This window comes from Amycolatopsis umgeniensis, assembly GCF_014205155.1.
Taxonomy (GTDB): domain Bacteria; phylum Actinomycetota; class Actinomycetes; order Mycobacteriales; family Pseudonocardiaceae; genus Amycolatopsis; species Amycolatopsis umgeniensis.
The window spans coordinates 6,612,718-6,626,177 of the sequence record NZ_JACHMX010000001.1 but is presented as its reverse complement, the minus strand read 5'-3'; the positions used below and the strand labels follow the sequence as shown (position 1 = coordinate 6,626,177).

The 13,460-nt window shown below is 69.2% G+C and carries 10 protein-coding genes, 2 tRNA genes and 1 pseudogene; 8 read left to right on the top strand and 5 right to left on the bottom strand.

The annotated features are described in order from the left end of the window. Positions 1–59: 59 nt before the first annotated feature. Positions 60–1,157 (bottom strand): sialidase family protein, encoded by a 1,098-nt coding sequence (locus HDA45_RS30970; RefSeq protein WP_184901276.1) that lies wholly within the window; start codon positions 1,155–1,157, stop codon positions 60–62. A 143-nt stretch (positions 1,158–1,300) separates the two neighbouring features. Between HDA45_RS30970 and HDA45_RS30965 the strand changes: the two genes are divergently transcribed. Both HDA45_RS30965 and HDA45_RS30960 read left to right on the top strand, forming a co-directional pair. Beyond that, complete coding sequence (locus tag HDA45_RS30965) at positions 1,301–2,620, top strand: serine/threonine-protein kinase (protein ID WP_184901274.1); 1,320 nt, start codon at positions 1,301–1,303, stop codon at positions 2,618–2,620. A gap of 49 nt (positions 2,621–2,669) precedes the next feature. After that, positions 2,670–3,056, top strand: a complete 387-nt coding sequence (locus tag HDA45_RS30960; protein ID WP_184901272.1) for a hypothetical protein — start codon at positions 2,670–2,672, stop codon at positions 3,054–3,056. Here the strand turns inward: HDA45_RS30960 and HDA45_RS30955 are convergent. Next, complete coding sequence (locus HDA45_RS30955; protein ID WP_184901270.1) at positions 3,049–3,231, bottom strand: hypothetical protein; 183 nt, start codon at positions 3,229–3,231, stop codon at positions 3,049–3,051. The genes HDA45_RS30960 and HDA45_RS30955 overlap by 8 nt on opposite strands. Before the next feature lie 67 nt (positions 3,232–3,298). Further along, complete coding sequence (locus tag HDA45_RS30950; protein ID WP_184901267.1) at positions 3,299–3,841, bottom strand: type 1 glutamine amidotransferase domain-containing protein; 543 nt, start codon at positions 3,839–3,841, stop codon at positions 3,299–3,301. Positions 3,842–3,940: 99 nt separating this feature from the next. Here HDA45_RS30950 and HDA45_RS30945 point away from each other — a divergent pair, with 99 nt between their 5' ends. Further along, positions 3,941–4,948 (top strand): DNA topoisomerase IB, encoded by a 1,008-nt coding sequence (locus tag HDA45_RS30945; RefSeq protein ID WP_184901265.1) that lies wholly within the window; start codon positions 3,941–3,943, stop codon positions 4,946–4,948. On the opposite strand, the gene HDA45_RS30940 is transcribed toward HDA45_RS30945, so the two are convergent. Continuing rightward, on the bottom strand, positions 4,931–6,508 hold the full coding sequence (locus tag HDA45_RS30940) for a SpoIIE family protein phosphatase (protein WP_184901263.1): 1,578 nt from the start codon (positions 6,506–6,508) through the stop codon (positions 4,931–4,933). The genes HDA45_RS30945 and HDA45_RS30940 overlap by 18 nt on opposite strands. Before the next feature lie 184 nt (positions 6,509–6,692). Between HDA45_RS30940 and HDA45_RS30935 the strand changes: the two genes are divergently transcribed. After that, the gene (locus HDA45_RS30935; RefSeq protein WP_343072195.1) at positions 6,693–11,327 is read left to right on the top strand and encodes a HAMP domain-containing protein; all 4,635 of its coding nucleotides are present in this window, start codon (positions 6,693–6,695) and stop codon (positions 11,325–11,327) included. A gap of 443 nt (positions 11,328–11,770) precedes the next feature. Here the strand turns inward: HDA45_RS30935 and HDA45_RS30930 are convergent. Next, positions 11,771–11,844 (bottom strand) — tRNA-Gly (locus tag HDA45_RS30930). An 85-nt stretch (positions 11,845–11,929) separates the two neighbouring features. On the opposite strand from HDA45_RS30930, the gene HDA45_RS30925 reads away from it, so the two are divergent. The 4 genes and pseudogenes from HDA45_RS30925 to HDA45_RS42510 form a co-directional block, all read left to right on the top strand. Further along, positions 11,930–12,003: transfer RNA gene (locus tag HDA45_RS30925), tRNA-Pro, on the top strand. 60 nt (positions 12,004–12,063) lie between these two features. Then, a complete protein-coding gene (locus HDA45_RS30920; protein WP_184901259.1) occupies positions 12,064–12,504 on the top strand; it encodes a GNAT family N-acetyltransferase in 441 nt (146 codons plus the stop codon). 482 nt (positions 12,505–12,986) lie between these two features. Then, positions 12,987–13,121 carry a hypothetical protein gene (locus HDA45_RS42875; RefSeq protein WP_281400807.1) on the top strand — a complete coding sequence of 45 codons (135 nt, stop codon included), beginning with the start codon at positions 12,987–12,989 and terminating at the stop codon, positions 13,119–13,121. 15 nt (positions 13,122–13,136) lie between these two features. Beyond that, positions 13,137–13,349, top strand: a pseudogene (locus HDA45_RS42510) (ROK family protein); the annotation flags it as partial. Positions 13,350–13,460 lie beyond the last annotated feature (111 nt).

Here is a 13,460-nt window from a genome sequence, read left to right as displayed (position 1 = left end):
GTTACGACATGGCGTGTGGTGAAGTGAACCTCCCCAAGGGCCTTGCCTACCTGCGATGATCACCCGAAGACGAGCTCTCGCCAGGTCACTCCGCCATCCGTGGTGCGGTAGACCGCCGAACCTCCGTCGGCGTCGGGCAGCCCGTCGACCACCACCCCGACCCGCTCGTCCGGGAAGTCCAGATCGTTGAGACAGACCCCTCGGCCGCTGAGCACCGTCGTCGTCCAGGTCAGCCCGCCGTCGGCGGTGCTGTGCAGGAAGCCGGTGCCGCCGCCTTCCGCCGCCACGGTCGCCGCCGTGGGCGAAGCGGCGCTGAAACTCTGGTTGATCCCGAGCGTGGGCGCTTGCGCCGTTCCGGTGAACCGCCCGCCGAGTTTCGGCGCCCGCCACAAGCGCCGGACGGTCGCCCCCGGCTGCGGCGTCCCCGGTCCCCCGCTGCACAACGCCAGCACCTGTCCCCGCCGGACTCCGCTCAACGAAGCCGAACTGTCCGCCGGGCAGGGCGGCGGCGCGGCCGCGAAGGTCAGGCCATCGGAAGACGTCCAGTACTTCTGGACGCGGTAGTCCGACCCCATCGACACCTGGACCCCGCCGCTGGTGGTGACATCGCCGTAGGTCGCGGAGCCGGTGACGGTGAATCCCGGGACAGGCTGGAGGACCCGGGTGCCGGGCAGCCCGGCGTAGAGCGTCGTCGTCGACGGACTGCCGAAACCGGTGACCATCGCGAACACCCGAGGTCCCGCTTCGGTGATTTTCGAAATATAGAAGGGTTCCCGGACCCCGGCGAGACGGACGCGGGACCAGTTGACGCCCCCGTCGTGGCTGGCGAGCAGCCGGTTGCCGTCGGAGAGGAAGACGTCGCGTTCGTCGATCACGGCGAGCTTGACCTGGTTGTGGTTGTCCGGCAACGAGATCGGCGGCGCGCCGACACGCCGCCACCGCTTCCCGCCGTCGGCCGTCGACAACAGGGACGCGCACCATCCCGGTTTCCCGCACGGCGAAAACCCGAGGACGAACCCGCGCAGCGAACCCGTCCAGCTCGTCGAAGCGGGGGCGAAACCCTGGGGTACCAACGAATCGGCGGCGGCGGGAGAAGTGAAGACAGCCAGGGTGGTCAAGGCGGTGGCGGCGAGCGCGGCCCACCGGTTCGACTTCATGACCACGAGACGTCCGGCCCTCACCGGGGTTGCCCGCCGTTCGGGGTGAACCCGCGGATCTTGTCCGGTACGCTCTCAAACCTTGTTTCGCCCGGGGCCGGACCGGGTATACGGCGTTCGGCCGGTGGACGGAGGTAGCACCGATGGACGACGCGGATTCGCGCGCTGACGGTGACGAAGACGAAGACCTCGACGCTGGGACGACCCAGCGACGGTTCAGTTTGAACGTCCACGACCCGGACCATCTGCCGCGCAAGCTCGCCGGCCGGTACGAGGTCGGGGAGCTGCTCGGCCGCGGGGCGACAGCGCGGGTCTTCCGCGCCCGTGACCTGCGCGAACGGCGCGAGGTCGCGCTGAAACTGTTCCACGCCGACACGATGACCCGCGACGAGCGGCGCCGTCAGCAGGAGATCCAGGTCCTCAGCGAGGTCCGCCACCCCGGGCTCGTCCCGCTGTACGACGCAGGCTCCGACGACGGCTACACCTACCTCACGATGCGCCTGGTCGAAGGGCCGAACCTGGCCCAGCGCCTGCGTTCCGGTCCGCTTTCCCAAGACGCCGTCGTCGATCTGACAGCCCGGCTGAGCGACGCGCTCGCACACGTCCACGCGCACGGCATCACCCACCGCGATCTGAAACCGGCGAACATCCTGATGGCCGACGACGGCCCGCTGATCGGCGATTTCGGCGTCGCGCACGCCTTCGACGCCACCCGGGTGACCGAGACCGGCGGCGTCGTCGGCACCGCGGCGTACATGGCGCCCGAACAGGTCCGCGGCGAGAACATCGGCCCGCCCGCCGACATCTACTCACTCGGCCTGGTCCTGCTCGAATGCCTGTCCGGGGAACGCGAGTACACCGGGACACCGGTCGAGGCCGCGGTCGGGCGGCTGCACCGGCCGCCCCGGATCCCCTCCGGACTGTCGACGACCATGACGACACTGCTGCGCGGGATGACCGCGCAGAAACCCGCGCAGCGCCCGACGGCCGCCGCGATCTCGCGGATCCTGCTGGAGGACTCCACCGGGACCAGAGTCGCCCACTTCGGTCCGGTCGGCCGCAAGCGGGCGGCCGTGGTCGCCGCCATCAGCGCGCCCGCCGCGGCGATCACCGTCGGTGTGCTGCTGGCGGTCAACCAGACCGGGGCGAACCCGCCGGTCCTGCCGGGCGGGGTGGTCCCTCCGGCGGCGACGGGTACTTCCGGTCCGATGGCCGACCAGGGACAGCCGTCCTCGGAAGCCGTCGAGGTGCCCACTCGCAGCGCGAAAGCGTCCAACGGCACCGTCGTGGTGACCGAGGCCGTGCCGGTCTCCGGAAACCGGCCGCACACCACCGGAAACGTCGGGGTGACCTCGACACCGAGTGGCGCGACGGCGTCCAACGGCGACCCGAGCACCTCGGACAAGCCGAGCAAATCGAAGACCCGGACCAAGTCGAGGACGAAGACCCGGGATCCTGGCTGAGCTTCCGCCCAGCCATAAAGTCCACTGTGGACGATGATGGGAGACGGCGATGACCTACATCAACGACCCGCGTGAGCCGCAGGAAGAGATCGTCGAGCGCACGCCGACGAGGATTCGCGTCGTGCGCATCGTCAACGCCGTCGTCCACGCGGTGTGCTGGATCTTCGCACTGGTGCTGATCATCCACATCCTGCTCGTGTTCGGCGAGGCCAATCCCGGCAACGGTTTCGCGCAGCTGATCGACCAGTGGTCACGCGGGGTCTCGCTCGGCCTGCGCAACCTGTTCACTCCGGACGGCCCGAAGCTGCGCACCCTGCTCAACGACGGCCTCGCCGCCTTGCTGTGGCTGATCATCGGCGGCGTGGTGACCGATCTGGTCTCGCGGATCGGCCTGCCGGGCCCGAAGCGGGTCTGGTACCGGCGGACGCTCAGCTGAGCGAGCCCGGCTTCGCCTCGGGGGCGTCACCGGCCTGGGCCTGCTGGGCCTGGGCATCGGTGACCACCGCGACGGCTTCCCCATCCTGGCCCGCCGGGCGCTGCTCGCCCGATTCCGGCTCGGTGTCGAAATGCTCACGGCACCAACGGCCGTAGCGTCTGGCATGCACGGTCATCGCGGCACCTCCTTCTCTCCCACCACACTCCCCCATTTATGTGACGCGCGCCACTCGTTTTCCGGACTCACCGGGCGAATTCGGTCACGATCGCGGCGCAGAACGCGGGCAGGTCGTCCGGATTCCGGCTGGAGATCAGGCCGTTGTCGTTGACGACCTCCTGGTCGACGACGGTTCCGCCCGCGTTGCGGATGTCGGTGCGCACGCTGGGATACGAGGTGAGCGTGCGGCCACGGACGACGTCGGCCTCGACCAGCGTCCACGGCCCGTGACAGATGACGCCGACCGGTTTGCCGCTGTTCACGAAATCGCGGACGAAACGGACCGCGTTCTCGTCCGCGCGCAGATTGTCCGGATTCATCGTGCCGCCGGGGAGGACGAGCGCGTCGAAATCGTCGACGGTGACGTCCTTGACGACGCGGTCCACAGTGAACTTGTCGGCCTTGTCGATGTCGCCGTTCATGGCCTGGATCTCACCGGATTCCAGGGAAACGACCTCGGCCGTGGCCCCGGCATCGGTGACCGCTTTGCGTGGTTCGACCAGTTCGACCTGTTCCACACCGTCCGCGGCCAGAATGGCCACGCGGCGCCCCTTCAGCGATGTCGCCATGGGGTTCCCTCCTCGAGTCGGGTTCGCCCCGGGACTACCCCGGACCGCAGCCGCCGAACCATGGGTATGGATCGCGATCACCGCGGGTATCCGCCGCATATGCGACTTCGGCGAGCGGACCTCGGGTCCCCCGGCATCCGGAGGCGGCGCAGAGGTCGTGGCTTCGGCTATCTGACCCCGGACGGCGATCCGCTGAAGGACGAGCACGCGATCGAACGGATCGACGCGCTGGCGATCCCGCCCGCGTGGCGGCGCGTGTGGATCTCCCCGCACGAGAACGCCCACATCCTGGCCGTCGGGGTGGACGACGCCGGGCGCCGCCAGTACCTCTACCACGAGGAGTGGCGGCGGGCCCGGGACGAGGAGAAACACGAGCGCGTCCTCGCGCTGGCTCGACGCCTCCCCCGGCTCCGCGAAGCCGTCCAGGAGGATCTCGATTCGCGCGGCCTCACCCGCGAGCGCGTGCTCGCCGGCGCGCTGCGCATGCTCGACCTCGGCGTGTTCAGGACCGGCGGGGAGGACTACGCCGACGAGAACGGCACGCACGGGGTGGCGACGCTGCTGTGCGAACACGTCACCGTCAGCGAAGGCTGTCTGCTTTGCGATTACCCCGCGAAGGGCGGGATCCAGCGCAAGGTCCGGCTTCGGGACGACGGCCTGGTGCGGCTGGTCCGTTCCCTCCGGCGTGCCCGCGGCGGGGAGGTGCGCCTGCTCGCCTACCGCGACGGCCGCGAATGGCAGGAGGTCCGGGCCGAGGACATCAACGACCGGCTCAAGGAACTCGTGGGCGAGGACTTCACCGCGAAGGACCTGCGCACCTGGAACGCCACCGTCCTCGCCGCTTCGGCCTTCGCGGACACGGAAAAGCCGTCCAGCGAACGGGCGGCGAAGCGGGCGGAGAAGGCCGTGATGACCGAAGTCGCGGAAGGCCTCGGCAACACCCCCGCGGTGGCGAGGCGGTCCTATGTGGACCCTCGGGTGATCGAGGCGTACCGAAAGGACCGGACCATCGAACGCGCGATGCGGCGGGCCGGGAAGGCCGCCGATCCGGTGGAGGCGAGGGACATCGTCGAGCGGGCGGTGGTGCGGCTACTGCGCGGGTCGTGACGCCTCGATGGCGAGGACGGCGATGTCGTCGTGCGTCCCGCTGCCGAGCCATTCCCGCACCGCCGAGCGGACGCGGGCGACCACCTCGCGGCCGGACAGCCCCCGGCAGCCGGTCAGCAGCTCGCGCAACCGCTCGTCCCCGAACAGATCCGACGTGCGCTCGTGGTGGCGCGCCTCGGTGATCCCGTCCGTGTAGAGCAGGCAGACGTCGCCCTCCGCCAGCCGGATGGTCGTCTCGGCGAACCGCGCCTGCGGGGAGATCCCGACCAGCGTGCCGGGCAGGGTGATCTCGTCCACCCCGCCGCGGCGGCGCACCACCAGCGGTGCGGGATGGCCGCCGGAAGCCAAGGTGACGGCGAGACCGTCCTCGCCCGCCAGCACCGAACCGAGTACCAGCGTGGCGAACCGGCCGCTGCCGCCGGTGATGAGCAGGGAGTTGAGCAAGCTCAGCAGCGTCGTGTTGTCGTGCTCGACGAGGTTGAGCGCGGCGAGGGTCTGCCGGACCCTGCCGGTGAGCGCGGCCGCCTCGGCGCCCTTGCCGCAGACGTCGCCGAGGACGTACATGGCGCCGCCGTCTTCCCTCGGCAGGACGTCGTAGAAGTCGCCGCCGACGTCGAGCAGCCCGCTCGACGGCTCGTACCAGACGTCGAATTTGACGCCGGGGACGTCGGGCGGCGGCATCGGGCGCAGCGTGGTCTCCAGGCCGCGGGTGGCCTCTTCCTGGCGGGCGTAGCGATGCGCGTTCGCCAGCGCCGTCCCGGCCGCCCTGGCGAACTCGGTGATCGCGCGCGGATGGTCGTCGCCGAAGGCGGGTGCGCCGCGCCTGCCGAGCACGACAGCGCCGGTGACACCGGCACCGCCGTCGAGCCCCAGCGAGACCACGGAGACCGACGAGTGGCCGGCGAGGCGTTCCGCGACGACCGCGGGCAACGTCGCGACCTCTTCCTCCGGGACCGCCTTGGCCTCGGGGTCCTCGGTGGAGGCGAAGGTGCCGGCGAGCACCGGCGCCAGCTGGGCGGGGACGCGGCGGATACGGCCGTGCCCGTGGTGGGTGCGGTGATCGCAGCTCCACCACTCCCACCGGCCGCGGGTGGTGGGCAGCAGGACGAACACACAGTCGGCGAGTTCGGCCGCGGCGACCTCGGCGATCACCTTCGCCGTCCCGTGCCGCCCCCGCGCGGAAGCCAGCCGGGGCGCCGCGGCGGCGAGGAAGCCGTCGACACGCGGGCCGTCGGCCGCGACAGCGGAGGTCACGGTCCACGCGTGCCAGCCGCCGGGCAGCGTCCGGATCCGCGCGGGGAACCGGCGGCCGGTGTGTTCGACATGGCCGACGTCGGGGCCCTCGGCGGTCAGCACCGGGCGGCCGCCGCCGAACAGCTCGCGGGCGGCGGGATTCGACCAGCGCAGCGCGCCGCCGACGTCCTGGACGAGCACCGCGTCACGCACGTCTTCGAGCAGCTCGCGCCAGAACCTCCCGGATTCGGGCAGCGCGCCCTCGCCCTTCCCTGCCGACGGCTCCGAGGGGAGCGACGTCGAGGCCGGGGCCGGCCGTGACACCATTCCCGGACCTCCTCCTGCCTGGCGGGTAGCGCAGCGTGAGCGGGCGGACTGGCTCGAAGTGTAGGTCGAATCATGGCACGCTGATGCGACGACCATGGCTTGGCATGCGTGGTGGAGAGGGTCGACACAGATGACACAGCACTCCCAAAGGGACCGGACCCCCGTGGAAGGTGGTGGCGCCCAGGTGGACGAAGCGACCCTGGAACGCCTGCTCGCGGCGGCTCGAGACCTCGGGGACGGCAACTTCCGGCGACGGTTCGTGGCACACGGCGACGGGCTCGCGGCCCAGCTCGCGGGTGCCTTCAACGACATCGCCGAACGCAACCAGCGGCTGGTGACCGAGCTCCTGCGCGTCCGCGAGGCGGTCGGCAAGGAAGGCAGGCTGACCGAGCGCGTCGCGGCCGAGATCGGTCCCGGCGGCTGGGCGACCGCTGTCGACGTCGTCAACGGGCTGATCGAGGACGTGAGCAGGCCCACTGCCGAGCTCAACCGTGTCCTCGGCGCGGTCGCCGAGGGCGATTTGTCCGAGCCGATGCCGCTGGAGGTCGGCGGGCGGCCGTTGCAGGGTCAGTTCGCCGAAGTCGCGAAGACCCTGAACGGCCTGATCAAGCAGCTCTCCCGGTTCGCGACCGAGGTCACCAGAGTGGCCCGCGAGATCGCCACCGAAGGACGGCTCGGCGGTCAGGCCGAGGTCCCGGGTGTGGCGGGCACCTGGCGTGATCTCACCGACAACGTCAACGTCATGGCCAGCAACCTGACCGATCAGGTGCGCAACATCGCCCAGGTCACCACGGCCGTGGCGCGCGGCGACCTGACCCAGAAGATCCACGTCGACGCGCGCGGCGAGATCCTGGAGCTCAAGAACACCGTCAACATCATGGTCGACCAGCTCTCGTCGTTCGCCGACGAAGTCACGCGGGTCTCGCGCGAGGTGGGCAGCGAAGGCCGTCTCGGCGGTCAGGCACAGGTCCCCGGCGCGGCGGGGACGTGGCGCGACCTCACCGACTCGGTGAACCTGATGGCGGACAACCTGACCGACCAGGTCCGCAACATCGCCCAGGTGGCCACGGCGGTGGCGAAGGGCGACCTGTCCCAGAAGATCAACGTCGACGCCAAGGGCGAGATCCTCGAACTCAAGAACACCCTGAACACCATGGTCGACCAGCTCTCGTCGTTCGCCGACGAAGTCACCCGGGTGGCGCGCGAGGTCGGCAGCGAAGGACGTCTCGGCGGTCAGGCGACCGTGCCGGGCGTGGCGGGTACGTGGCGCGGGCTCACCGACTCGGTGAACCAGATGGCGGACAACCTGACCGACCAGGTCCGCAACATCGCCCAGGTCACCACCGCGGTGGCCAAGGGCGACCTGACGCAGAAGATCACGGTCGACGCGCGCGGCGAGATCCTCGAACTGAAGACGACCGTGAACACGATGGTCGACCAGCTCTCGTCGTTCGCCGACGAAGTCACGCGAGTGGCGCGCGAGGTCGGCACGGAAGGTCAGCTCGGAGGGCAGGCGCAGGTGCCCGGTGTCGCCGGGACCTGGCGCGACCTCACCGGGTCGGTCAACTTCATGGCGAACAACCTCACCGCGCAGGTCCGCAACATCGCCCAGGTGGCGACCGCGGTGGCGAAGGGCGATCTGTCGCAGAAGATCGCCGTCGACGCCAAGGGCGAGATCCTCGAACTCAAGAACACGCTGAACACCATGGTGGATCAGCTTTCGTCGTTCGCCGACGAAGTCACGCGGGTCGCCCGCGAGGTCGGCAGCGACGGACGGCTCGGCGGTCAGGCGCAGGTGCCCGGCGTGGCCGGGACGTGGAAGGACCTGACCGACAACGTCAACTTCATGGCGAACAACCTGACCGACCAGGTGCGGAACATCGCCCAGGTCACCACCGCGGTGGCCAAGGGCGACCTGACGCAGAAGATCATCGTCGACGCGCGCGGCGAGATCCTGGAGCTCAAGAACACCGTCAACATCATGGTGGACCAGCTGTCCGCGTTCGCCGACGAAGTCACCCGTGTGTCCCGCGAAGTCGGCACCGAGGGCAAGCTCGGCGGCCAGGCGCAGGTGCGCGGCGTCGCCGGGACCTGGAAGGACCTCACCGACAACGTCAACGTCATGGCCGACAACCTCACCGATCAGGTGCGGAGCATCGCCACGGTGACGACGGCGGTCGCGAACGGCGACCTGTCGAAGAAGATCACGATCGACGCGCAGGGCGAGGTCGCCGTCCTCGCCGAGACGATCAACAGCATGGTCGAGACGCTGCGCGCGTTCGCCGACGAGGTCACCCGTGTCGCGCGCGAGGTCGGTACCGAGGGCATCCTCGGCGGCCAGGCCCGCGTGCCGAACGTGGCGGGCACCTGGAAGGCCTTGACGGACAACGTGAACGTCATGGCCGACAACCTCACCGGCCAGGTGCGGAGCATCGCGACGGTGACCACCGCGGTGGCGCAGGGCGATCTGTCGAAGAAGATCGACATCGACGCGCGCGGCGAGATCCTCGAACTCAAGACGACCATCAACACCATGGTCGACCAGCTTTCGTCCTTCGCCTCCGAAGTCACCCGTGTGGCACGCGAGGTCGGCACAGACGGCATGCTCGGCGGTCAGGCGGAGGTGCCCGGCGTCGCCGGAACGTGGTCGCGGCTGACCGAAAGCGTGAACCAGCTGGCCGGGAACCTGACCACCCAGGTGCGGGCGATCGCGCAGGTGGCCACCGCGGTGACCGCGGGCGATCTGACCCGGCACATCACCGTGGACGCGTCCGGGGAGGTGGCCGAACTCAAGGACAACATCAACCAGATGATCGCGAACCTGAAGGAGACCACCCGCGCGAACCGCGAACAGGACTGGCTCAAGACCAACCTCGCCCGGCTGTCCGCGCTCATGCAGGGTCACCGGGATCTCGCGTCGGTGGCGTCGCTGATCCTGTCCGAGCTGACGCCGCTCGTTTCCGCGCAGCAAGGCGCGTTCTTCCTGGCCCGCGAAGACGAGCAAGAGGAAACGGTCCTGGAGAGCATCGCCACCTACGGGCTGGCGAAATCCCAAGCGGGCCTTCGGTTCTCGCCCGGCGAGTCGCTCATCGGGCAGGCCGCTGTCGACCGCCGCACGATACTGGTCCACGAGGCACCGCCGGAGTACGCGCTCATCTCTTCGGGACTGGGCTCGGCCGCACCGGTGAACGTGATCGTGCTGCCGGTGCTGTTCCAGGGCGAGGTGCTCGGGGTGCTGGAACTGGCGACGATCAACGCCTTCAGCACCGTCCACATCGACCTGCTGGAGCAGCTGAAGGAGACCATCGCGGTCAACGTCAGCACCATCCAGTCCAACTCGCGCACCGAGGCCCTGCTGACCGAATCCCAGCGCCTGGCACAGGAACTGCGCGCGCGGTCCGAGCAGTTGCAGGCACAGCAACGGGAACTGCGCCGGTCCAACACGGATCTGGCGGAGAAGGCGGCGCTGCTGGCACAGCAGAACCGCGACATCGAGGTCAAGAACAGCGAGATCGAGCAAGCGCGGCAGGAACTCGAAGAGCGCGCCGGTCAGCTGACCATGGCGTCGCAGTACAAATCCGAGTTCATGGCGAACATGTCGCACGAACTGCGGACTCCGCTCAACAGTGCGCTGATCCTCGCGAAACTGCTGTCGGAGAACCCGGACGGGAACCTGTCGGAGAAGCAGATCCAGTTCGCGCGGACGATCTACTCGGCGGGCAGCGACCTGCAACAGCTGATCAACGACATCCTCGACATGGCCAAGGTCGAGGCCGGTCACCTCGACCTGCAGATGTCCGACGTCACGCTGCCCGAACTGGTCGAGTACGTCGAATCGATCTGCCGTCCGCTCACCTCGGACAAGGGACTGGAATTCGCCGTCCTGATCGACCCGCCGGTGCCGTCGTCGATCCACACCGACGAACATCGCGTGCAGCAGGTGCTGCGGAACCTGCTGTCCAACGCGGCGAAGTTCACCGACGAAGGCGGCGTGCGCCTGCACATCCGGATGGCCGACCAGGGCGAGGTCGAGGCCGACTCGCTCCGGCAAGCCCCCGGCGTCCTCGCGTTCGCCGTCGAAGACACCGGAATCGGCATCGCGCCGGACAAACTCGCGATCATCTTCGACGCATTCCGCCAGGCCGACGGCACCACCAGCCGCAAATACGGCGGCACCGGGCTGGGCCTTTCGATCAGTCAGCAGCTGACGGAACTGCTCGGCGGCGAACTGCGCGTCCGCAGCGAACCCGGCAAGGGCAGCACGTTCACCCTGTACCTGCCGGTGAGCGCGTCGAACCTGATCGTCCCGACCACGCAGGCGAGCGGGGTCCCGCTGATCATGGCCGTCCCGCAGGTGATCCCGGTGACGCCGTCGCTGCGGTTCCACGGCGAGAAGATCCTGATCGTCGACGACGACCTGCGCAACGTCTTCGCGCTGGCCGCCGTCCTGGAGCGCAACGGCCTGGAAGTCATCTACGCCGAGACGGGCGTCGCGGGCATCCGCGCCCTGGAACGGCACGAGGACACCGCGCTGGTGCTGATGGACGTGATGATGCCCGAACTGGACGGCAACGCCACCATCACCGCGATCCGCGCCGAGGCCGCGCACGAGGACCTGCCCGTGATCGCCGTGACCGCGAAGGCGACCGCCGAGGACAAGGCGCGAACGCTGGCTTCGGGCGCGGACGATTACGTCACCAAACCTGTCGACACCGACAAGCTGCTGGACCTGATCGCGGCGCACCTGGAAGCGGATGCCGCCTCCAGCGGCCTCTCGCAGGCCGTGGCCCCTTCGGACACCGCGGACGCTTCGGACTGAGGCTGCGGCCTCGTGAGTGGCTAGGACGGTTGAGGCCAACCGTGTCTCAAGTACCTGCGGTCGAGCGGTTTCGCGTGACCGGTGGGACGACACACGTGACTGGGTGGACGACACGCGTGATTGGACGGACGACTCGCGGTGGGACCCGGCCGCGCGGTGTGTCGTCCAACTCCACACACGTGTCGTCCGTCTGATCACGCGTGTCGTCCACTCGATCACGCGAAAGTACCGGCTCGGTCCAGGTGATCGTGAGTGGTAACTAACCGGGTCCGCTAGAACCGTCCTAGCCACTCACGGCCCACGACGGCGTCGGCCAGGTGTGTCCTGAAGGCCACCTTTGAGACGCTCAACGTCCCGAAGGTGACCTTCAGGACATACGAGCTTCAGGGCCGGACATGAAAGAACCCGCAGGCCAGAGTGCCTGCGGGTCTCGTTCGAAGCGGTGGAGCGGGTGACGGGAATCGAACCCGCGTAGCTAGTTTGGAAGACTAGGGCTCTACCATTGAGCTACACCCGCGCGCCCCCGAAGTACCGGGTGCTAAAACAGCTTAGCGTGACCCGCTAGGCTGTGCGCACACCCCCCGGCAAGATCGGGGAAGTCACGGGCTGTGGCGCAGCTTGGTAGCGCATCCGCTTTGGGAGCGGAGGGTCGCAGGTTCAAATCCTGTCAGCCCGACTCGATGAGGCCGGACCTGCGGGTCCGGCCTTTTTCGCTTCCTCGGCTTTAATGGATCTCATGGAGATCCGCCCCGCGCGTGACACCGACGCCCCCGCCGTGACCGCGCTGCTCACCGAGCTGGGCTACCCGGACAACAGCGTGGAAGACGTGCGCCGCCGGCTCGAACGCTGGTCGCGGCATCCGGAGGGTGCCGCGCTCGTCGCCGAGTCGGACGACGGCGTGATCGGCGTCGTCGCGGTGGTCGCGATCCCCCTTTTCGAGAAGGAAGGCTCCGTGGGCCGGATCGTGGCCCTGGTGGTGGACGAGGCCCAGCGCGGCACGGGGGTCGGCCGTGAGCTGGTCGCGGCCGCCGAGGCGGAGGCGATGCGGTGGGACTGCGTCGCCATGGAGGTCACCAGTTCCCGTCATCGGACCGGCGCGCACGCCTTCTACCGGGCGCGCGGGTACGAGGACCGCTGCGAGCGCAGCGCCCGGTTCGTGCGCCAACTGAACGTCTGACCAGCTCCCGGATGCTGAGAGCCCTAGGCCCCTCGGCACCCGCTTGCGAACATCGGCACCGTGACCGGCAGGTGGAGCGCCAGTGCCAGCGCGGCGCTCCGCGTGGTGCTGGACGAAGGGGCGATAGCGCGCAGCACCATCGCGCGCCGCACCGGACTGTCCGCGGCGGCCGTCACGGGACATGTGGCGGAGCTGATGCGCCGGGGTTTCCTCATCGAACTGCCTGAGGTCGCCGGCGCGGTCGGCAGGCCGCATGTGCCGCTGGAGCTCGACACCGAGCGGTTCGTGGTGTGCGGCGCGCATATCGCGGTCGACCATCTCACCGTCGGGCTGCTGGATCTGCGCGGGAACGTGCTGGCCCAGCAGGAGGCACCGCATCACGGCGCCGAGCCCACCGTCCAGTCGGACACGCGCCGGACCGGACGCCGCTCGGGCTGGGGGTGGCGACCGGAGGGTGGGTCGACGAAGCCTCGGGAACGGTGGTGGAGCACGGTTTGCTCGGCTGGCACGGGATCCCGTTGCGCGAACTGCTCACGGAGGTCACCGGTCTCGACGTCCGGGTGGACGGGCATTCGCGCGCGCTCATCCACGCCGAACGCCTGCTGGGGCAGCCGTGAGCGCGCAGCAGTGTCGTGCAGTTGTTCACCGGCAACGTGGTCGACGCCGCCTTCGCGACCGGCGACACCGTCCATCATGGTCCGCGCTCGGCCGCGGGCGCCGTCGCGCATCTGCGGGTCGACGACAGCGAGGAACCCTGCCGCTGTGGGCGTTCCGGCTGTCTCGAGGCGACGGTGTCCGAACGGACGGTCGCCCGTAAAGCCGTCGAGGCACGAATCATCGAAGAACCGGATTTCACCGATGCGCTCCGATTGGCGAAATCGAGAAACAAAGGCGCCGTCGCCATTTTCCACGAGCGCGCTCCTTCGTGCACAATCCGCCGAAGGCCAGCACACTGC

Coding starts and splice junctions, on each gene's coding strand:
- HDA45_RS30970 (WP_184901276.1), bottom strand. CDS start 1,157: ATGAAGTCGAACCGGTGGGCCGCGCTCGCCGCCACCGCCTTGACCACC.
- HDA45_RS30965 (WP_184901274.1), top strand. CDS start 1,301: ATGGACGACGCGGATTCGCGCGCTGACGGTGACGAAGACGAAGACCTC.
- HDA45_RS30960 (WP_184901272.1), top strand. CDS start 2,670: ATGACCTACATCAACGACCCGCGTGAGCCGCAGGAAGAGATCGTCGAG.
- HDA45_RS30955 (WP_184901270.1), bottom strand. CDS start 3,231: ATGACCGTGCATGCCAGACGCTACGGCCGTTGGTGCCGTGAGCATTTC.
- HDA45_RS30950 (WP_184901267.1), bottom strand. CDS start 3,841: ATGGCGACATCGCTGAAGGGGCGCCGCGTGGCCATTCTGGCCGCGGAC.
- HDA45_RS30945 (WP_184901265.1), top strand. CDS start 3,941: ATGCGACTTCGGCGAGCGGACCTCGGGTCCCCCGGCATCCGGAGGCGG.
- HDA45_RS30940 (WP_184901263.1), bottom strand. CDS start 6,508: ATGGTGTCACGGCCGGCCCCGGCCTCGACGTCGCTCCCCTCGGAGCCG.
- HDA45_RS30920 (WP_184901259.1), top strand. CDS start 12,064: ATGGAGATCCGCCCCGCGCGTGACACCGACGCCCCCGCCGTGACCGCG.